At 60.5% G+C, this 20,167-nt stretch carries 16 protein-coding genes; 10 read left to right on the top strand and 6 right to left on the bottom strand.

From position 1 onward, the window contains the following. Positions 1-81 precede the first annotated feature (81 nt). Both FGF54_RS11695 and dsbD read right to left on the bottom strand, forming a co-directional pair. Positions 82-690 (bottom strand): DsbA family protein, encoded by a 609-nt coding sequence (locus FGF54_RS11695; protein ID WP_371733887.1) that lies wholly within the window; start codon positions 688-690, stop codon positions 82-84. 62 nt (positions 691-752) lie between these two features. After that, positions 753-2,564 carry a protein-disulfide reductase DsbD gene (gene dsbD / locus FGF54_RS11690; RefSeq protein WP_246666945.1) on the bottom strand — a complete coding sequence of 604 codons (1,812 nt, stop codon included), beginning with the start codon at positions 2,562-2,564 and terminating at the stop codon, positions 753-755. 125 nt (positions 2,565-2,689) lie between these two features. Here dsbD and FGF54_RS11685 point away from each other — a divergent pair, with 125 nt between their 5' ends. The 3 genes from FGF54_RS11685 (at position 2,690) to FGF54_RS11675 (ending at position 5,489) form a co-directional block, all read left to right on the top strand. Then, positions 2,690-3,349: a response regulator transcription factor gene (locus tag FGF54_RS11685; protein ID WP_065656201.1), complete on the top strand. Its 660-nt coding sequence runs from the start codon at positions 2,690-2,692 to the stop codon at positions 3,347-3,349. Continuing rightward, positions 3,349-4,707, top strand: coding sequence for an ATP-binding protein (locus FGF54_RS11680; RefSeq protein ID WP_142779740.1), 1,359 nt, complete (start codon positions 3,349-3,351; stop codon positions 4,705-4,707). Before FGF54_RS11685 ends, FGF54_RS11680 begins: the two co-directional genes overlap by 1 nt. Positions 4,708-4,787: 80 nt before the next feature. Then, entirely contained in the window at positions 4,788-5,489 is a 702-nt protein-coding gene (locus FGF54_RS11675; protein WP_246666944.1) for a L,D-transpeptidase, read from the top strand. Between the two features lie 62 nt (positions 5,490-5,551). Here FGF54_RS11675 and FGF54_RS11670 read toward each other — a convergent pair whose 3' ends face one another. Further along, on the bottom strand, positions 5,552-6,400 hold the full coding sequence (locus FGF54_RS11670) for a LysR family transcriptional regulator (RefSeq protein ID WP_168208075.1): 849 nt from the start codon (positions 6,398-6,400) through the stop codon (positions 5,552-5,554). 103 nt (positions 6,401-6,503) lie between these two features. Here FGF54_RS11670 and FGF54_RS11665 point away from each other — a divergent pair, with 103 nt between their 5' ends. Next, positions 6,504-7,838 (top strand): aspartate aminotransferase family protein, encoded by a 1,335-nt coding sequence (locus FGF54_RS11665; protein ID WP_142779738.1) that lies wholly within the window; start codon positions 6,504-6,506, stop codon positions 7,836-7,838. Here the strand turns inward: FGF54_RS11665 and FGF54_RS11660 are convergent. Continuing rightward, entirely contained in the window at positions 7,835-9,940 is a 2,106-nt protein-coding gene (locus FGF54_RS11660; RefSeq protein ID WP_142779737.1) for a PAS domain-containing sensor histidine kinase, read from the bottom strand. The two genes, FGF54_RS11665 and FGF54_RS11660, sit on opposite strands and share 4 nt — an antisense overlap. Then, on the bottom strand, positions 9,937-10,671 hold the full coding sequence (locus FGF54_RS11655; protein WP_142779736.1) for a response regulator transcription factor: 735 nt from the start codon (positions 10,669-10,671) through the stop codon (positions 9,937-9,939). Before FGF54_RS11655 ends, FGF54_RS11660 begins: the two co-directional genes overlap by 4 nt. 239 nt (positions 10,672-10,910) lie before the next feature. Between FGF54_RS11655 and FGF54_RS11650 the strand changes: the two genes are divergently transcribed. The 4 genes from FGF54_RS11650 (at position 10,911) to FGF54_RS11635 (ending at position 16,437) form a co-directional block, all read left to right on the top strand. Beyond that, the gene (locus tag FGF54_RS11650) at positions 10,911-11,909 is read left to right on the top strand and encodes an ABC transporter substrate-binding protein (RefSeq protein ID WP_142780226.1); all 999 of its coding nucleotides are present in this window, start codon (positions 10,911-10,913) and stop codon (positions 11,907-11,909) included. 114 nt (positions 11,910-12,023) lie between these two features. Then, complete coding sequence (locus FGF54_RS11645; RefSeq protein ID WP_003503939.1) at positions 12,024-13,049, top strand: ABC transporter substrate-binding protein; 1,026 nt, start codon at positions 12,024-12,026, stop codon at positions 13,047-13,049. Positions 13,050-13,147: 98 nt separating this feature from the next. Continuing rightward, complete coding sequence (locus tag FGF54_RS11640; protein ID WP_142779735.1) at positions 13,148-15,379, top strand: iron ABC transporter permease; 2,232 nt, start codon at positions 13,148-13,150, stop codon at positions 15,377-15,379. Beyond that, complete coding sequence (locus FGF54_RS11635; protein WP_142779734.1) at positions 15,376-16,437, top strand: ABC transporter ATP-binding protein; 1,062 nt, start codon at positions 15,376-15,378, stop codon at positions 16,435-16,437. The genes FGF54_RS11640 and FGF54_RS11635 overlap by 4 nt, the downstream gene beginning before the upstream one ends. A gap of 75 nt (positions 16,438-16,512) precedes the next feature. Here the strand turns inward: FGF54_RS11635 and FGF54_RS11630 are convergent, their stop codons facing one another. Next, positions 16,513-18,549, bottom strand: a complete 2,037-nt coding sequence (locus FGF54_RS11630) for an NADH:flavin oxidoreductase (protein ID WP_142779733.1) — start codon at positions 18,547-18,549, stop codon at positions 16,513-16,515. Positions 18,550-18,690: 141 nt separating this feature from the next. On the opposite strand from FGF54_RS11630, the gene FGF54_RS11625 reads away from it, so the two are divergent. Together FGF54_RS11625 and FGF54_RS11620 are read left to right on the top strand one after the other, a co-directional pair. After that, the gene (locus FGF54_RS11625; protein ID WP_168208074.1) at positions 18,691-19,332 is read left to right on the top strand and encodes a TetR/AcrR family transcriptional regulator; all 642 of its coding nucleotides are present in this window, start codon (positions 18,691-18,693) and stop codon (positions 19,330-19,332) included. 160 nt (positions 19,333-19,492) lie between these two features. Beyond that, complete coding sequence (locus FGF54_RS11620; RefSeq protein ID WP_142779732.1) at positions 19,493-20,167, top strand: response regulator transcription factor; 675 nt, start codon at positions 19,493-19,495, stop codon at positions 20,165-20,167.

The raw sequence follows: 20,167 nt of genomic DNA, 5'->3' as shown, positions 1-20,167 counted from the left end.
GTTCCTTAGGACGATTTCGACTGTCAACTTCCTGACAGTCGAGATGAAAGGGAGGGGCGTCGTTCCGGGGAGATTTGCGAACTATGACCGGGCCTGTTTGATGGCGGCCCTGAGGCCTTTCTCATCCAGAACACCGGGATAGATCGTCTTGCCGATGACGAAAGATGGCGTGCCGACAAAGTTGAAGGCGAGCGCCTGGCGATAGTTTCGATCGAGCAGTGCGGAGATTTTCCTGTTGTTGCTGTTCACCGCTGCGGCGATGTCTTTCATCGCCAGCCCGGCGCCGGTCAGGGCCTTTTCGACATCGTTTTCGGAAATACGCGCTTTTGTTTTCATCAGCGCTTCCATGGCGATTTCATATTGACCGATCTGGGCGGCCCCCAGCACCGCCTGTGCCGCGAAGACAGATGCGCCGCCGAAGATCGGCCAGTCCTTCAAAACAAGCCTGATGTCGCCGTCATTTGCGACAACCTTTTTCACCATGGCATGCGAGGTCTTGCAGTAGGGGCATTGATAATCGAAATATTCGACAATCGTGACCTTGCCTTTGGGATTTCCAAGCACGGGTGCGTCCCTGTCGAAGAACACCTCGTCCGTGCTGACCTGCTGCGCGAAGCCGTCTCCTGCAGACAACAGCGCCCCGCTAAAAGCCGCCATTCCGCCGGCCATGAAATCGCGTCGTGAAAACACCAGAATTCTCCTTGTTGGATTATTGGATGCCGGCAATGCGGCAGGATTGATCGCGACGTCGTTCACGGAGCCGATCCCTGCGCCCTGCGAGCCGATGCTGCCAGATCTGCGGCCGAGAATTCGCCGATCAGCCGTGTTGCTTCCGGCTCCTTTCGGTTGCTGTCGAGAAAAACCATCGTGGGCGGACCGACCACCTTCAATGTCGAAAGCAACGCCTGTTTATTCGCGTCCAGTTTTGTCAGGTCCAGGCTGACGAGGTTCACTCCCTTCAACGCTTCAACCACATCGGGTGCGGTCAGAAGTGAGCGCTCGATCGTGCGGCAGGTCACGCACCAGTCCGCTGTCACATAGAGGAGTGTCGGTTCCTGTGGCGGCGAGCTGTCGAGCCGGGCTTCCAGGCTTGCGATGGAGGAAATCTTCTGGAAATCGCTTTTCTTTATCGATGCGAGCGATCCGGAGCCGCTGGAGGAATTCAGCGGCTTCAGGGGAGAGAGCGGGTCCGTTGCACCGATGCCGAGACCGACGAAGATCAAGATTGCCCAGATGATGGATGCGAGACCCGTCGTGCGGGAAAGCACGCTCACACCGGACTTCGGATCGCCGGCCCCTGCACCGAAAGCAAAAACGCCGAAGGAAAGGGCAAGTATTGCCCATCCGAGCAATGTCAGCCGTTCGGGCATGAGCGGCATTGCCAGCCAAAGCGCGGTGGCCAGAAACATGAAGCCGAAAATCTGGCGCACTTTTTCCATCCACAGCCCTGCTTTCGGCAGCGCCTTGCCGCTTGCGGTCGCCATGATGACGAGGGGAATTCCCTTGCCCAGTCCAAGGGCAAATAGTGCGGCGGCACCGATGACGACATCGCCGGTGCGGGCAATGTAGAGAAGCGCACCCGCCAGGGGAGCCGTGACGCAAGGTCCGATGAGCAATGCCGAAGAGAAGCCGAGCAGCATCGCGCCGGGAATCGTGCTCGCGCCCTGCGGCGATTTCGCAAACCGGGCAGAGATCACGGCTGGAAGCTGAATGTGGAAAAGGCCGAAATTTGCGAGTGCGAGGACGGCGAACAGGATGGATATCGCGGCTACGGCATAGGTCGATTGCAGGGCGATCTGGAGGTTTTGCCCTGACCATGCGGCGGCCATTCCCATCAGCCCGAAGGCGGATGCAAGCGCAAGCGCATAAGACACGGACAACAGGAAGCCGCGCCGCGCGGTCAGTTTTTCGCCTTCCCGGGCGAGCATGGCCGCAACGATCGGATACATCGGGAAAACGCATGGCGTGAAGGCGAGCAGCAATCCGAAGCCGAGAAATCCGGCAAGAAGCAGGATCAATCCACCATCCGCCAGCAGCAGATCGACCGCCGTTTGTGCGCTATCCTCCGCCAGTGAAAATTCTTCCTGTGTGGCGTCCATGGAGACGCCGGCCGAAGCCTGTGCGGCTTTAGCGAAGCTGTTTTGGGAAAACACACCTTCAGCGCCCACGGTCAGGCTTGCCATGTCGACCGTTTTGGTGGTCGGCGGATAGCAGAGCCCCTTGTCCTGGCAACCCTGATAGGTAAGGCGGAATTTTGCCGGCGCTTCGGTGATCGATGCCGTTGCGGTCTTGTAGTAAATCTCGGTAAAGCCGAAACTGGGGTCCTCTTTCATCTCGCCGGGGAGGGACTGGATTTCCAGTTTGCGTCCGTCCTCGCCTTCTGCGCTGAGATAGTCACGGTAGAGATAATAGCCGTCATTGATCGCCCAGCGAATGATGGCGCGGCCGTCATTTCCTCGCTCGACCGTTGCCTTGAACGCCTGGTCCATGGCAAGTGGTGTTTCCAGCGCGGCCGCCGGGGAGACGACCCTGAAAAGCGCCAGGATCACAAATGTGAACGCCAATATGCGCATCCGGCATATCCTTTCATGTATTCTTCAGTGCCGGGACTGATCTCGCCGGGAGCTTAAGGCAGGCTTAAGCTGGGGCGCGCATGGCAAAATTGGATGGACCGCTTGCGGAGGCATGATTGCGAATTCTCATTGTCGAAGATGATCCGATCCTGCTCGACGGGTTACGGGAAGGTTTGAAGCTGAGCGGCTTTGTCGCGGACGGCGTGACAACGGCCGCCGATGCGTCGGAGGCGCTGGCGACGGATAATTTCGATGCGGTCGTTCTTGATCGAATGCTGCCGGACGGTTCCGGGCTGGATGTTCTGAACGGCTTGCGTCGCAGTGGAAACCGGATCCCCGTCCTGCTCCTGACGGCCAAGGATGAGGTTGGAGACCGCATCGATGGTTTGGATGCGGGCGCCGACGATTATCTTGGCAAACCTTTCGATCTGGATGAGGTTGCCGCCCGTCTGCGGGCGATCATGCGCCGCGCCGCCGGGCGGGCGAGTGCGCAGATCAGCCTGCGAGGGCTGACGCTGGATCCCGCTTCGATGCAGGTTCTTCGGGATGGGTCGACCGTAATCCTGTCGCGCCGCGAGTTCTCGATCCTTCATGCGCTCATGGAAAGTCCCCAGGCAATTCACTCCAAACAGGCACTGGAAGAGCGTCTCTACGGCTGGCAGGAGGATGTGGAGAGCAACACGATCGAGGTGCATGTGCATAAGCTGCGCGCCAAACTTGGAAGCGCCGCCATCGAAACGGTGCGTGGGGTTGGCTACAGATTGGGGATGCCCTGATGCGTTCGATCCGGTTGCGGCTTTTTGCGATCCTGCTGGCGACGACGGGAGCCCTCTGGCTGCTTGCCGTCATGTGGACCTATTTCAGCGTGCAGCATCAGGTCGAGCGGGTGCTGGACGCGCGACTGATGGAAGCCGCCCGTATGGTCAGCTCGCTCCTCACCGATCACCATATCGATGTGGCTGCCGCCGTGGACGACACGAAAGCCACTGACGCCGCCTCGCCGTTCGATCTCCAGGAGGACTACCGACGGCAACTCTCCTGCCAGATCTGGTCGCTTCAGGGGCAACTCGTCAGCCGGTCGGAAAGCGCGCCGCGTGAATCGCTCACAGACAATCGCGACGGGTTTAGCGAAACCATCGTCGATGGTGTCCGCTGGCGTGTCTTTGCGGTTGTGAATCCGAACCTCAATGCCCGTGTTCTTGTGGGCGACAGTCTGGAGATACGCGACAGGCTGGTTGCCGATGTGGTCAAGGGGCAGCTCGTTCCGGCCGTTGCCATTTTGCCGATCCTTGCGGTGCTGATCTGGCTGAGTGTTGGACAGGGGCTGGGACCGCTCAACAGGATCGCCATGTCACTGGGGTTGAGGTCTGCGGATGAACTGCACGCCATCGAAAACAGGGACACGCCCAGCGAAATCAAGCCCTTGCTCAGATCGCTGAACTCCCTCTTCCTGCGGGTGGAGGCAGCCCGTGAGCGTGAGAAGACGTTTATCGCCTATGCCGCCCACGAGTTGAAGACCCCGCTTGCCGGATTGAAGACCCAGGCTCAGGTGGCGCTGCGGAGTAAGGAGGATGACGTTCGAGACAAGGCGCTGGCGCATATTTCGACGAGCGTTGACCGGACCGGGCGTCTTGTCCGCCAGCTTATCGATCTGGCGCTCGTCGATTCTGCGGATCGCGGCGACGGGATCGAGACGGTGCGGCTCGCAGGGATAATGGAGGACATTCGTTCCGATCTTGAAGCCCAGAGCAGCAGGCGTGGCATCTCCGTGAAGCTTCGCATGCAACCGGATGAAATGGTGACCTTGAGAAACGTGAATCTCCTGCGTCTGGCCCTGCGCAACGTGATCGAGAATGCGATTCAGTATTCGCCGGAAGGCTCAAGCGTTGAGATTTGTGCACTGAAGAACGGTCTCAAGGTCGAAATCGACGTGACGGATCAAGGGCAGGGCATAAATCCGGAAGATCAGGCGACTGTCAGGGAGCGGTTCAAGCGAGGACATTCGGCCCATGGCGAGGGCAGCGGCCTTGGCCTGGCGATTGTCGACATGGCGATGCGAAAGCTCGGCGGGGAGCTTGATTTTCGTCAGGTTGATTCCGGTTTCGTCGTGGCGCTCATTCTGCCGCAGGAGTGACCGGACTACGATTTAAGGCAGCCTTAAGGTTGGAGCTTCAGCCACGTTTTATAGGCTCCAACCAATTCCAGTAGGCTCCCATGATTCGTCCAATTGTTTCTCCTCGCAGGCCGATGGCCGTCGCGTTGACAATCTTCCTCACCGCTTGCGCAAGCAATGCCGACCGTATTCCCGGCGCTGCGCCGCGCCCTTCCAATGAGCGTGTCGAAGATCGGGAGGCAGCCCCAATCGGAACCGACCCGATGCTTATGTATGGCGAAAAGACGGATGCCGGTTTTCATATTGCCGGCATTAATACCGGAAAAATGAATCCTGAATTCGTGCGACAGGTCGTAAGTTATGCCACGGACGAAAAGCCCGGTACGATCATCGTCGATCAACGAGCGCGTTTCCTTTATCTGATTCAACCCGGCAATAAGGCGATCCGATATGCCGTTGGTGTCGGCCCTGTTGCGCGCGCCTTCGATGGTGGCGACGCGATTATTGCGAGAAAAGCTGCCTGGCCTCGGTGGATCCCAACACCTGAGATGGTCGCAAGGAACCCTGCGCATTACGACCCGAACAAGGATGGAGTCGATGGCGGCCCGTCGAACCCGATGGGTGCTCGAGCGCTGTATATGCATAAGGATGGCAGGGACACATATTATCGCGTTCACGGCACGAATGATCCAGGCTCAATCGGCAAGGCTGTATCGGCCGGCTGCATTCGCCTTTTGAATCAGGATGTCATCGACCTCTACAACCGGGTAAAGCCCGGTGCCCGGATCGTTGTACAAGGATAGGTGAAGCCGCTTGATAGTCTGGCGAAGTTCCAGAGGATTCCGAAGCCCGGATTAACCTAAGGCTAGAGGCTGAGACCTGGAAGAACGGTGCGGATGTGATTGCCCAGCGCCTTTGCTGCCGAAGATGTCTGCGTATCGGCAAACTCGATGGCAATGCCGATCGTCGGCAGGGGTGGTAGCCCGCTTTTGACGATATGAAGGTCGGCTGGAACGGCTGTCCTTGTCAGCACGCTGATGGCGTGGCCGGAGCGCGCGATTGCGATGAGGCCGGAAAGGCTGTTGCTGGCGAAGGCGACGCGGTAGCGGCGATTGGCGGCTTCCATGGCGTCGCATGCCGCGCGGTGATCCAGCGTCACGGGTGCGGAGAGCGCCAGCGGCAGCACATCCTTGGTGATGAGATCCGGCTCCGGCCTGTCCGCCACCCAGACGAAGCTTTCCCTGCGGAGCACGTCGCGGTGATCCGGATCGGATTGCGAAACCAGCGCCATGTCGATCTGGCGGCGCTGCAGCAGCGGACGCAATTCCGTCGTGGGCGCACAGACCATGCGTAGATCGACTTTCGGGTAAGTGCCGAAGAAGCCTCTCAGCAGTTCCGGCAGGAAGGCGATGGAATAATCTTCAGGGCAGCCAAGGCTCACGGTTCCCTGCAGCGTTGCCTCGCCCATATCGGCAAGGATTTCATCATGCCGGGCAAGCAGGGCGCTGGCATGGGCAAGCAGTCTCTCGCCCGCCGCGGTCATACGCACTCCCGAACCCGTTCGCTGCAGCAGAGTATGGCCGACCAGCTCTTCCAGCCGCTGCATCTGGGTGCTGAGCGCGGATTGGGTGCGCCCGATCTGCGCGGCGGCGACGCTGATGGAGCCGGCGCGAGCGACAATGATAAAGTTCTTCAGCAGCGTAAGGTCGAGCATGGCGATATCAAAATTATCGATATCGGAGTAAAATACTATCAATTGGACTGAAGTGGCAATGGGTTGTTATGTTTCGGCAAGATAAACTCTTGGGGAATGTGCCATGGACAAGCTTGCGAAGAACTTCGCCTCGCTCAATGACGAACCGGCTTTCTGGGAGGCCGCCAATAAACATCTGACCCGCTACGGACCGGCCTTCGAGGAGATCATCGTCGAACGGGCTGAGGGAAGTTTCGTCTATGATGCGGATGGGCGCGCCATTCTCGATTTCACCTCCGGCCAGATGAGCGCTTTGCTCGGGCATACCCATCCGGATATCGTCACCACCGTCAACCGGCAGATGGCATCGGTCGCACATCTCTTTTCCGGCATGTTGTCGCGCCCGGTCGTCGACCTGGCGGCGCGGCTGGCGGCGCTCGCGCCGGGTCTCGATCGCGTGCAACTGCTGACCACCGGGGCTGAATCCAACGAGGCGGCGATCCGCATGGCGAAGCTCGTGACCGGCGGGCATGAGATCGTCGCTTTTGCGCAGAGCTGGCACGGCATGACCGGCGCTGCGGCCTCCGCCACCTATAGCGCCGGCCGCAGGGGCTATGGCCCGGCCACGGCCGGTTCACTCGTTATTCCCGCGCCGAATGCCTATCGTCCGCGCTTCAAGAATCCCGATGGATCGAATGACTGGCAGGCAGAACTCGACGATGCCTTCGAACTGATCGATCGCCAGTCGACCGGCAATCTTGCCGCCTTCATTGCCGAACCGATCCTGTCGAGCGGCGGTATCCTCGAGCTGCCGGTCGGTTATCTCGCTGCGCTAAAGAAAAAGTGCGAGGAGCGCGGCATGCTGCTCATCCTCGATGAAGCCCAGACCGGCGTCGGCCGGACCGGGCATATGTTCGCCTTCCAGCGCGATGGGGTGACGCCCGATATCATGACGTTGTCGAAGACGCTCGGCGCCGGCCTGCCGCTTGCGGCGGTGATGACGAGCGCAGAGGTCGAACAGAAGGCCTTCGAGAGGGGTTTCCTGTTCTATACGACTCATGTTTCCGATCCCCTGCCGGCCGCTGTCGGCGTGACGGTTCTCGATGTGGTGGCGCGAGATGGTCTGGTGGAACAGGCGATTGCCCGCGGAAACCGTTTGAAGGAGGGGCTGCTCTCGCTGCAGCAGCGGTTCGAATGCGTTGGAGATGTGCGCGGGCGCGGGCTTTTGCTCGGACTTGAAGTCGTCGCCGACCGGCATACGAAAGCCCCCGGTTTCGAACTCGGTGCGCGCATCATGCAGGAGGCGATGTTGCGCGGCCTCAGCATGAATATCGTCAAGCTGCCCGGCATGGGCGGCGTCTTCCGCATTGCGCCGGCGCTGACGGTATCGGATTCGGAGATCGACCTTGGGCTGGAGATACTGGCGGATTCGATCGAATCCGCACAGCTTGCCCGCTAGGTGTGACCGGCATTTGCCGGGAACGTCAGTTCAACCCTTGCGCCTTCGCCGGGTCTGGAACTGATATGCGCTTCGCCGCCGCTCTGGCGCACGAAACCGTAGACCATGGCGAGGCCGAGACCTGCACCGCCATGGTCGCCCCGCGTGGTGAAATAGGGCTCAAAGGCCTTGTCCACAGCCTCCGGCGTCATGCCGATCCCCTCGTCGGTGACGGCGATCACCAGCGTATCTTTGCCGGAGGCGGCCTCGATTGAAATCAGGCCGCCATCGGGCATGGCGGCTGCGGCGTTCAGGCAGAGATTGAGGATGGATTGTTCGAAAAGGGCCGGGTCCAGCGGTATCGAGGGAAGATCGTCGTCGATATCGAGCGCGATCCGGCATTTGGGGCCGACGGCGATTTCGAGAATATCGGCCATGCCGCGCAGCAGGCTTGCGACATTGATGACGCTTGGATGAATCGGCTGCTGACTGCCGATGGTAAGCATGCTGCTGGCCAGAGAGCGGCCGCGGTCCGCCGCCTTGCGGATGCGGGCGATATGTCGCTTCTGGCGATCGTTGAAACCGGCTTCCCGCTCCAGAAGTCCTAGACTGCCGGTGATGATGCCGATCATGTTGCCCACCTCATGGCTGACCTGATGGGTCATGCGCATGATGCCATCAAGCCTCTGGGCTTTGACGGCTTCCGCTTCCTGACGATCGAGAGCGGTGACATCGCGGGCGAGCAGCACGATGCCGCCGTCCGGCTGGCGTGACATCGATACTTCGATCACCCGCTGATCGTCGGTGCGATGGCGCAGGACTGCGCGGTCGAGCAATTCCCCCGGCTCTGCATCGAAGGGCAGCAGAGCCGGGTCGATTTCCGGGATCGGTTCGACAAACCTCCGAAGCGGCAGTTTTCGCGACGAGCCGGAGCGTCCGACGAGCTCGATGATGCGACGGTTCATGGTGATGGGCCGGCCGGCCGGATCGAACAGCGCAATTCCCTCGTTCATGGTGCGGAAGGTCGAGCGGATGGTGCGGGCTGCCGCTTCGGCCGTACGCCTGAGGCGCGAGACGCGGTCGACGCTGTCATGGAAGGCGCGAAACGCATCGAGCAGCCGGATCAACTCCGTCTCGGGGCCGGTATAGGAGGGCGGGCCGACATCCTTATCTCCCTTGGCGAGGGCGTTCATGCCATTGGAGAGCGTCACGATCCCGCGCGAGATACGCATCACCGAGCGGATCGAGAAGATCGCCACGATGAGAACCAGAAGCGAGGCGACGGCGACAATGATCAGCAGCCGGTTGAGAGCATCGGAAGTCGAAATCAGGTCTTCGTTCAGGCTGCGCGCAACCGCATCGCCCTGGGTCTCGGTCACATGGGAAAGATCCCGCGAGACGGTGTGAAGCCGGGAGACCGAGGCGCGGATGGCGAACATTTCCAGAAGATAGCGGCTCTGGGCTTCGAAGACCCGCTCGTAGGGCTGCAACTCGGCCACGGGCAGGCGCTCGCCGGGATAGCCCTGTTGGCGCGCCGTCGTTTCCGCCACGTAGCGGCGGCGCAGTTCGCCAAGCTGGAAGAGGCTGTCGGATGCGGATGCGGCCTGTACGATGCCGTTCATTCGCCGGCGCAGTTCCGGATCGAGGATGCCCTGACCGGTGGCGATTTCGCCGAGCGCTGCTGCCGCTTCCGCCTTGTGACCCTGTGCCGCATCGGCGTCCTTCGCAAGATCGAGCGTCTGTTCCCGGATGATCTGGAGGAGTTCGACGATGCGTTCGCTGGCAAAGCCACGGGTGATCCGTTCGCCGCTGTCCGGTCCTGTCATTTCGAGCAAAATATCGACCTGCTGGACCACCGAGCGGCTTTCGCTGGAAACGCGATAGGGCGAGGCGGCGTTCATCAGGAACGGTGCGCTGGAGACGAGATCGGAGACCTGCCGCGAGACCAGCGACGCCTTGGCGAGACTGGAAAAGGCCTGCAACCCATAGGCCGCCATTTCATCGCGGGCGCGCTGCAGGCCATAAATGGCGATGGCGGAAAGGCTGAAGACGAGGAGGCAGGTAAAGACAATCGCAAAGGGCAGGCGAAAGGCGATGGAGGACAGGAAGGAGCGGCTGATCACGGGGAAAGCTCGCCCTCATCGGTGTGGAGCACGTAACCCTTGCCGCGCCGCGTCTTGATATGGCGCGGCAGGTCGGGATTGATCTCGATCTTGCGCCTGAGCCGCAGCACCAGCACGTCGACATTTCTGTCGATATAACGGTCGCTTTCCGAACCCAGCCTGTCGAGAATCTGGGAGCGGCTGACGGGCTGGTTGGGTGTTTCCGCCAGTATTTCCAGAAGCGCGAATTCGGCGGTGGTCAGTGTACGGCTGGGATCGCTCAGGCAGACGGCGCGGCGTGCATCGAGATCGATTGCCCAGTCGCCAAGGCGAAGCGCCCCGCGCCCATGATCGCTGTCCTTTTCCTGTTTTAGCGAAGGGATCGTCCGGCGCAGTACGGCTTTGATCCGGGCCGTGAGTTCGATCGGTTCGAAGGGTTTGACCACATAATCGTCGGCGGCTGTTTCCAGACCGAGAACCCGGTCGGCGGCGCTGCCAGCGGCGGTAACCATGACGATGCCGATATCGATCTGGCTGCGCAGCCGCTGAGCGAAGGTGCGTCCGGACGTGCCAGGCAGATTGTGATCGACCAGCACAAGCTGCATCCTGTCCCTTGCCAATATCTCGTCCGCCTCCTCGGCGGAGCGCGCGCAGGTGGGCAGCCAGCCCTCCGCCTCGATGAGGTCCGAGATGAGCTCGGCCATATCCGGATCGTCCTCGACGATCAGAATGCGAACCTTCTGATTAAGCACTGCACTTTCCTCCCGCCATCATCATAGGCATGGCGGCGACGATCTTCAAAGGCTCGCTGGTTATCTCCCCTGTCATAATTGTAATATCTGTAATCTTGTTCGGCGGTGCGGTGAAAGATTGGTAACCATTCTTCGATTGCGGTGCGGACAGGATGTGACATGCTGTAGGTGGAGACTGGAACGGGGAGGTTCCGGGCAGGGAGGCTTAATTGAAAGCATTGACCGCACTTGCGACAAGCATGGTCCTATGGCTGTGCGGCGCAGGGCATGGCATGGCCGAGCCGAAGTTGAACGTCCTTTGCGGCGTCGACGAGGCCTGGTGCTTGACCATGCAGCGGGCTTTCGAAGCCAGGGCCGGTCTCGAAATTTCGATGGTGCGCAAGAGCACCGGCGAAATTCTCGATCAGATTCGTGCCGAACGATCCCATCCCACTGTCGATGTCTGGTGGGGCGGTACTGGCGACACCCATTTGCAGGCGGGTTCTGAAGGGTTGCTGGATGAATACCGACCCGTCCACCAGCAGGATTTGCTGCCGTGGGCGCAGAATTTCTCGGTGATGTCGGGATCGCGGTCTGCGGGAATTTATGCCGGCGCGCTGGGCTTCGCCTATAATTCGGAACTGCTTGCGAAGAACAATCTGCCGGCGCCGACCTGCTGGAAGGATCTGGCGAAGGATGTCTATCGCGGCCATATCCTGACCGGCAATCCGAACTATTCAGGCACGGCCTTCACCATGCTGGCCACTCTCGTCCAGCTGTTTGGCGAGGAGGAGGCTTTCGGGTTCATGGCGAAGCTCAACCAGAACGTCGTGAGCTATACCAAGGTTGGTGCAGCGCCCGTCAAGGCGGCGGCGCGGGGCGAGATCATGATCGGGATTTCCTTCATGCATGATGCCGTGACCCAGAAGATCGAAGGTTTTCCGCTGGTGATCGTCGCGCCGTGCGAGGGCACCGGTTATGAAATCGGGGCTGTCAGCATCGTCAAGGGCAATCGCAATGCGGCCGTTGCGCAGGATTTCGTGGAATTTGCGCTGAGCCCGGAAGGGCAGGCGACAGGGGCCGCGGCCGGCCAGAACCAGGTGCCTTCCAATGCCCGGGCGACATTGCCGCTGACGGCGCCTGACATATCGATGATCAAGATGGTGGATTACGACTTCGCCACCTTCGGACAGCCGGAAGAGCGAAGTCGGTTATTGAGCCGCTTCGACAGCGAAATCCACCCGACCCAGACCCAGTAGGGCCAAAAACCAACACCTCAAAAAGACAGCGCGCGCGCCGCAAGGTGCCGCGAACGGCAGCGCCATGTCTGCGCGCGGCCCAAGAATTCAGACGCAAGCTACAGGAGGATAACCATGCGACTGACGATACTTTCCACCCTGCTTTTTGCCGGCACGGCACTGAGCGCCGTTTCCGCGCAGGCGGCGGGCGAACTGAACCTGATCTGCTCGGCCGATGTCGTCATCTGCGAACAGATGAAGGGCGATTTTGAAAAGTCACACGACATCAAGGTCAATATGGTGCGCCTGTCTTCGGGCGAGACCTATGCCAAGGTGCGCGCGGAAGCCCGCAACCCGAAGACCGATATCTGGTGGGCCGGCACCGGCGATCCGCACATGCAGGCGGCGTCCGAGAACCTGACGCTCGAATACAAGTCGCCGATGCTGGACCAATTGCAGGACTGGGCTGTGAAGCAGGCTGAAAGCACCGGCTACAGGACCGTCGGCGTTTATGCCGGCGCGCTGGGCTGGGGCTACAACACCGAAATCTTCAAGTCCAAGGGTTACAAGGAGCCGAAATGCTGGGCCGACCTGCTGGCGCCGGAACTGAAGGGCGAAATCCAGATCGCCAATCCGAACTCGTCCGGTACCGCCTATACGGCGCTCGCGTCACTGGTGCAGATCATGGGCGAGGATCAGGCGATTGATTATCTGAAGAAGCTCAACGCCAATATTTCGCAATATACCAAGTCCGGCTCGGCACCGGTCAAGGCGGCGGCGCGCGGCGAAACGGCGCTCGGCATCGTCTTCATGCACGACGCGGTGGCGCAGACGGCGGAAGGCTTCCCGGTCAAGTCCATCGCGCCCTGCGAAGGCACGGGTTACGAGATCGGCTCCATGTCGATCATCAAGGGCGCCCGTAACCTCGACAATGCCAAGACCTGGTACGATTGGGCGCTGAAGCCTGAGGTCCAGTCGCGCATGAAGGACGCCAAGTCCTTCCAGCTTCCTTCCAACAAGACGGCGGAAGTGCCGAAGGAAGCGCCGAAGTTCGAGGACATCAAGCTCATCGACTATGACTTCAAGACCTATGGCGACCCGGCCAAGCGCAAGGCGCTGCTGGAACGCTGGGACCGCGAGGTCGGTGCGGTCGCGAACTGATCTGAACCGCTGATCTTCACTCCGGCGACAGGCATCCCGGCTTTTTAAGCCGGGGTGTCCGCCACTCTTTCATCGGCATGAAACAAGCGAGGTCGGCCATGACACGTGGCAATCGCAGGCTGGACATCGTCCTGGCGCTCGGGGCTTTTGCCCTCATTCTTCTTCCCTGGTATCGCATCGAAGGCGGCTTTTTCAGCCTCCGCTGGCTTTCCGGATTTTTCTCGTCGGCCAGCAATGCGCCCGGTGTGCTGCAAATATTGTCCTATGGAAAACCATGGCTCGTCGGCGTTGTCCTCTTCTTCCTCGCTGCATGCCTTGTCCGGTCCATCCGTGATCCGATGCGGCGCGGCGGGCTGCTTGCCGTCATCGGCGCTGCCGGGCTCGTTTTCCTCGCCTTGCAGGGGCTGGCCATCGGCTTTACCGGCTGGAGCTGGACGGTGAGCGAAAACCTCTTCGGCATGCTTGCCGATGGCCAACCCTCCATGGGTGCGGGTGCCGTCGTCATCTCGTTCGTCTTCGTGCTGCTTTTCGCCTTAGGGCTTGCCGAACGGGGCGTCATGAAAGGCGATGCCTTCGTCGTCGGCGCCATTTCCGTTCTGGTTTTCCTCGTCACGGTTTTTGTCTTTTATCCGATCGGCAGCATGCTGGTCGCCTCCGTTCAGGATTTCGATGGCTCCTTTAATGCCGATGGCTTCATCCGCAATATTCAGGATCCCGGCATCTGGAGCCTTGGCTGCGTGGCGGGCGAAGAGCGTTGCGGCGTTGCCTGGCGGACGCTATTTCTGGCACTGATGACCGCCTTCGGTTCGACCGTGCTCGGTCTCGGCTTCGCGCTGATCGCCACCCGCACCCGCTTTCCCTTCAAGAAGGGCCTGCGGCTTCTGACGGTTCTGCCGATCATCACACCGCCTTTCGTCATCGGCCTTGCCCTGACGCTGCTTTTCGGTCGCGCCGGTGTCGTCACCGAGTGGCTTTCCTATCTCTTCGGCATCGAGCCGGGCCGCTGGCTTTATGGTATGACCGGCATCTGGATCGCGCAGGTCCTTTCCTTCACGCCCATCTCGTTTCTGGTGCTGATCGGCGTGGTCGAAGGCGTCAGCCCGTCGATGGAAGAGGCCTCGCAGACGCTGCGCGCCGACCGCTGGCGCACCTTCTGGCAGGTATCGCTGCCGCTGATGAAACCCGGTCTCGCCAATGCCTTCCTGATCGGCTTTATCGAGAGTATGGCGGATTTCGGCAATCCGCTGGTGCTTGGCGGCACGCATGGCGTGCTGTCGACGGAAATCTTCTTCGCCGTCGTCGGTTCGCAGAACGATCCGTCGCGCGCCGCGGTTCTGGCGATCATCCTGCTGTGCTTCACGCTTTCGGCCTTCCTTGCCCAGCGTTTCTGGCTGGCGGGCAAGAATTTTGCGACGGTGACGGGCAAGGGCGACAGCGGCGCGCATATCGCGCTGCCGCGCGGCCTGTCCATCGGCGTTCACGCCGTCGTGGTGCCGTGGATGGTCTTCACCATCGTTGTTTATGGCATGATCCTTGTGGGCGGTTTCGTGAAGACATGGGGTCTCGACAATTCCCTGACCCTAGACCACTACGTCCGCGCCTTTTCCATAAGCTTTTCCAATGGCTCGATCGCCTGGACCGGCGTGGCCTGGAACTCGTTCTGGACGACCATGAAGATCGCACTGGTTTCCGCGCCGCTGACCGCCGCCGTCGGTCTTTTGACCGCCTATATCATCGTGCGGCAGAAATTCGCCGGGCGAAACCTCTTCGAATTCGCGCTGATGATGAGCTTTGCCATTCCCGGCACGGTCATCGGCGTCAGCTATATCATGGCCTTCAACCTGCCACCGGTGGAAATGACCGGCTCGGCGCTGATCCTGATCGCCTGCTTCGTGTTCCGCAACATGCCGGTCGGCGTGCGCGGCGGCATTGCGGCGATGAGCCAGCTGGACAAGAGCCTCGACGAGGCCTCGCTGACGCTGCGGGCCAATAGTTTCCGCACCATCCGCAAGGTCATCCTGCCGCTCTTGAGGCCCGCAATCACGGCCGCACTGGTCTATTCCTTCGTGCGCGCCATCACCTCCATCAGCGCCGTCATCTTCCTCGTCAGCGCCGAATACAACATGGCGACCTCCTATATCGTCGGCCTTGTCGAGAACGGCGAATATGGGGTGGCGATTGCCTATTCCTCCATGCTGATCGTGGTGATGATCACCGTCATCACAGGCTTCCAGCTCATTGTCGGCGAGCGTCGCCTGCGGCGCGAAAACCGCGTCGCCGGCCTGCCCTCCGCTTCCTCCGTTCCTCTCGCTCAGGAGAAAACCGCATGATTTCCGTAAAACCCGGCTCCGTCACCTTTCAGAATGTCCGCAAGACCTTCGGCGCCTTTACCGCCATTCCCGACCTGTCGCTCACCATCGAGCCCGGTACGCTCGTCACCCTGCTCGGTCCCTCCGGCTGCGGCAAGACGACGACGCTGCGCATGCTGGCGGGCCTCGAGCATCCGACCTCGGGCCGCATCCTCATCGGCGACAAGGATGTGACCATGCTGCCGGCCAATGAGCGCGATGTCTCGATGGTCTTCCAGTCTTATGCGCTTTTCCCGCATATGACGGCGCTCGACAATGTCGCCTACGGCCTGCAATCCTCCGGGCTGCGCAAGGCGGAAGCGCGGGAAAAGGCGGAAGAGGGCCTGAAGCTCGTCGGCCTTGCCGGCATGGGCCATCGCCTGCCTGCCGAACTTTCCGGCGGCCAGCAGCAGCGCGTCGCGGTCGCCCGCGCTCTGGTGCTTGAGCCGCAGGTGCTGCTGCTGGATGAGCCGCTTTCCAACCTCGATGCCCGCCTTCGCCGCCGGGTCCGCACCGAAATCCGCGAATTGCAGCAGCGGTTGGGTTTCACCGCGGTTTACGTGACGCATGATCAGGATGAGGCGCTGGCCGTTTCCGACCGGATCATCGTGATGAAGGACGGCGAAATCGCCCAGTCGGGTGCGCCACGCGATCTTTACGAGACCCCGGCCTCCGCCTTCATTGCCGATTTCATGGGCGAGGCGAATGTCGTCGGTTGCGAGGTCATCGGCGTTGAGGGTGCCGATGCGCTGATCCGCGTCGGCGGGATCGATCATCGGGTCGCGGCCCGCAACGCCCGGCCAGGTCCCGCAGAGCTTGCGGTCCGCCCCGGCTCGATTTCCATCGGACAACCGGGCGGGCAGGGGCTTGCCGGCCGGGTGCTGCACAGCGCCTATCTCGGCGGTCACGTCGAATATGAGGTGGAAACCGATATCGGTACGCTTTTCATCGTCGACCATGCCGTGGAGACCAGCCTGCCGGCGGCGAGCGATGTGACGTTGGGGTTCAAGAACCGGGGCATTGCCTTGATTCAGGCCTGAAGCCGCTGCCGATCCCGCATTCCTGTCGCGACAGAGGCAGTTTTGGTCTGCCTCTGTCTGTCGGGAACGCCAGCCTCAAATATCCTTTGCCAGACGAAGCGCATCGTAGATCGCCGCATGGGTATTGCGTGCGGCGACCGCATCGCCGATCCGGAAGAGCCGGTAGGCGCCTTCCGGGTTGCGTTCGACCGCTTGGGCGGCTCCCGCAAGCAGGGCGTCGTAGGAGATTTCTCCGAGGTTTTTCGAACCGGGTTTGAGTTCGAAATAAAGGTCATCCAGCGGGATCGTGCCGTGGTTGACGACGATCTGGTCGACGGTTCTCGATTTCGTCACGCCGCCATAATCGCTGCCGACATGGGCAATGAGCTGGTTGCCGTTTCTTTCTGCCGCTTCCAGCCGGTAGGTAACGGTGAAGGTGACATCGCGTTTCTGCAGCGAGCGCATATAGGGAACGAGGTTCATCGCCATGACTTCCGGGGCAAAAGCGCGGTCGGGCGTCATGATCTCCACTTTCGCCCCGGCTTTTGCGAGACATTCGGCGGCCTGCAGACCGGCATGATCGCCGGCATCGTCGAAAACCAGCACATTCGTTCCCGGCTTAACGTCTCCTGAAATGATATCCCATGCCGAGACGACGAGATCGTTGCCGCTGGAAAGCACATCGGTATGCGGCAAGCCGCCGGTGGCGATGATGACGACGTCAGGGTTCTCCGAAAGAACCGTGTCCGCTTCGGCCCAGTTGTTGAAGTGGAAGGTGACGCCCAGCCTCTCGCACTGGCTCATGCGCCAGTCGATGATGCTGATCATCTCACGGCGGCGTTCGCTCTGCGCCGTCAGCCGGATCTGGCCGCCGGGATTGTTGGCGGCCTCGAACACGACGACCTCATGGCCGCGTTCGGCACAGACACGCGCGGCCTCGAGCCCGGCCGGTCCGGCGCCGACGATCACCACCTTCCGGCGTTCCGCCGCTTTGGGTATCTCGTGCGGCATGGTTTCCTCACGGCCCGTTGCCGCATTGTGAATGCAGAAGGCGAGACCGCCCTGATAGATGCGGTCGAGACAATAATTGGCGCCTACGCAGGGGCGAATATCGTCCTCGCGTTTTTCCATGATCTTGCGCACGATATGCGGATCGGTCATGTGGGCGCGTGTCATGCCCACCATGTCCACCTTGCCGGCGGCGATGGCGTGGCGGGCGGTGGCGACATCGGGGATCTTGGCGGCGTGGAATGTCGGGAAACTGGTCGCGGCGCGGATTTCACCGGCGAAATCGAGATGCGGCGCATTGGCCATGCCCTGAATGGGGATGACGTCGGTCAGGCCCGGGTCGGTGTCGATATGACCCCTGATGACATTGAGATAATCGATCAGGCCGCTATCCTTCAGGCGTCTGGCGATTTCGATGCCCTCTGCCTTTCCGGTGCCGCCCTCAAGACATTCGTCGGCGGTATAGCGAACGCCGAGAATGAAATCGTCGCCCACGCGTTCGCGCATCGCCCTGAAAACGTCGAGACAGAAGCGCATGCGGTTTTCGAGCGGGCCGCCATAGGAGCCGTCCAGTTCGTTGGTCAGCGGCGAGACGAACTGGTCGATGAGATGGCCATAGGCTTCCAGCTCCACTCCGTCCATTCCGCCTGCCTTCATGCGTTCGGCGGCGTCGGCGAAGTCCTTGATGATACGCTCGATATCCCAGTCCTCGATCTTCTTCGGAAAAGCCCGATGCGCCGCTTCGCGGTGATGTGACGGCGCAAGGATCGGCAGCCAGTCGCCCTTGTCCCAGCGGGTGCGGCGGCCGAGATGCGTGAGCTGGATCATGATCGCAGCACCCTCTTCATGCACGGCGTCGGTCATTTCCCGGATCCATGGGACGATCTCATCCTTGTAAGCGAGCAGGTTGTTGAAGACGGGCGGGCTGTCCCTGGAGACAGCGGCGGAGCCGGCCGTCATTGTGAGCGCAACGCCGCCCTTTGCCCGCTCCACCGTGTAGGCGCGATAACGTCCCTTCGGCATGCCATCCTCGGGATAGGCGGGTTCGTGCGAGGTGACGATGATGCGGTTGCGCAGGGTGAGGTGTTTTAGCTGGTAGGGCTGAAGAAGGGGATCGCTCGACATAGCCTGCTCCAAAAGGGTTTCTGTCTCAAGGCTAAGCGGGAATGTACACTTATGTCAATTTACAAAACACAATTGTCTTTCCTTTTGACACGGGTATACATCCCGCTTGTCGCGAAGAGACCGATTTGCTACGAACGCATCATGGAAGCGACATTGAACGACACTGGCTGGCGTGGATCGCAGGAAGGGTGGCTTGAGGCCGCCTATCAGGCTTTGCTGGAATCGGGCGTGGATTCCGTCAAAATCCTGCCATTGGCGAAAAAGCTAAACCTGTCGCGCACGAGCTTCTACTGGTTCTTCAAGGACCGGGAGGAATTGCTGGCCGCGCTTGTCGCCCGCTGGCGGGAAAAAAATACCGGAAGCATCGTCCGGCAGTCGGAGGCCTATGCCGAGACGCTGGCCGAAGCCATGCTGAATGTTTTCGACTGCTGGCTGGATCCCGCGCTTTTCGACAGCAGATTTGAATTCGCCGTTCGAAGCTGGGCCCTTCAGTCCGCAGAGATTCTCGCGGAGGTTCGCAAGGCCGACGAGATGAGAATGGCGGCGCTTGCACGCATGTTCGTGCGGTTCGGCCACAATGAAAACACGGCGGATGTGCGTGCCCGGACCACCTATCTCGTGCAGATCGGCTACATTTCCATGCAGTCCGAGGAAGATGTGGCGGTGCGGATGCAGAGGATTCCGGACTATATCGCCATCTACACCGGTGAGATGCCGCAGCAGCGCGAGCTTGACCGGTTTTATGCCAGACACGGGTACAGGCCTGCAACGGCGCAACCGTGACATTTCCGGAGTGAGGTCAGCGTAAAAAGCACGCAATGCCGTCGGATTATGTGCTGTAAGGTGGTAGAAGTCGAATTGTCTGCCCGCCCTCCTGCAATGTAGCTGCAACATTTCTCGACCAGTGGTGGGGATGGCAAGAATCCATCTCCGGGGGAAGTCATTGCGAATCTTGCTTCTTGAGGATGAACCCGAAATGGCGCGCGCGCTTCTTGAAGCCCTGCGCCGGCGCGATGTTCTTGCCGATCATGTCAGCACCATCAGCGATGCTGACGCCCTTGCGCGGGACGGGTCTTACGATGTTCTGGTTCTGGATCGCCGCCTTCCCGATGGCGAAGGGCTTAACCTCGTGGCTTCGCTTCGCCGGAGCAGACATACCGTGCCCATCCTTGTTTTGACGGCGCTTGGAAGTGTCGATCACCGTGTCGACGGGCTCGATGCCGGAGCGGATGATTATCTTGCCAAGCCCTTTGCAATCGAGGAGCTGCTCGCTCGCCTCAGGGCTCTCCACAGACGCGGCCCTTCTCTTTCCGACAAATATGCGCATTTCGGAAATCTGAGCATCGATCCGCGCAGCAATGAAGTCAGCATTGCCGGCTCCATCATCGAGTTGCGGCGTCGGGAATATCTGGTGCTTGAAGCGCTGATGCGGCGTCCGAACCGCATCGTCACGCGGTCGAACCTGATCGAGGCGGTCTATACGCTCGATGACGAGATCGAGTCCAACGCTCTCGATGCGCACATTTCCCGTATCAGGAAGAAGCTGGCGCAGGCTGACGCCACCGTGGAGATAAGGGCCGTGCGGAATATCGGTTATCTCATCCGGTTGAAGACATGA

The sequence above is a fragment of the Agrobacterium sp. T29 genome (genome assembly GCF_006970545.1).
Lineage (GTDB): Bacteria > Pseudomonadota > Alphaproteobacteria > Rhizobiales > Rhizobiaceae > Agrobacterium > Agrobacterium leguminum.
This window is presented reverse-complemented; position numbering and strand designations above follow the sequence as displayed.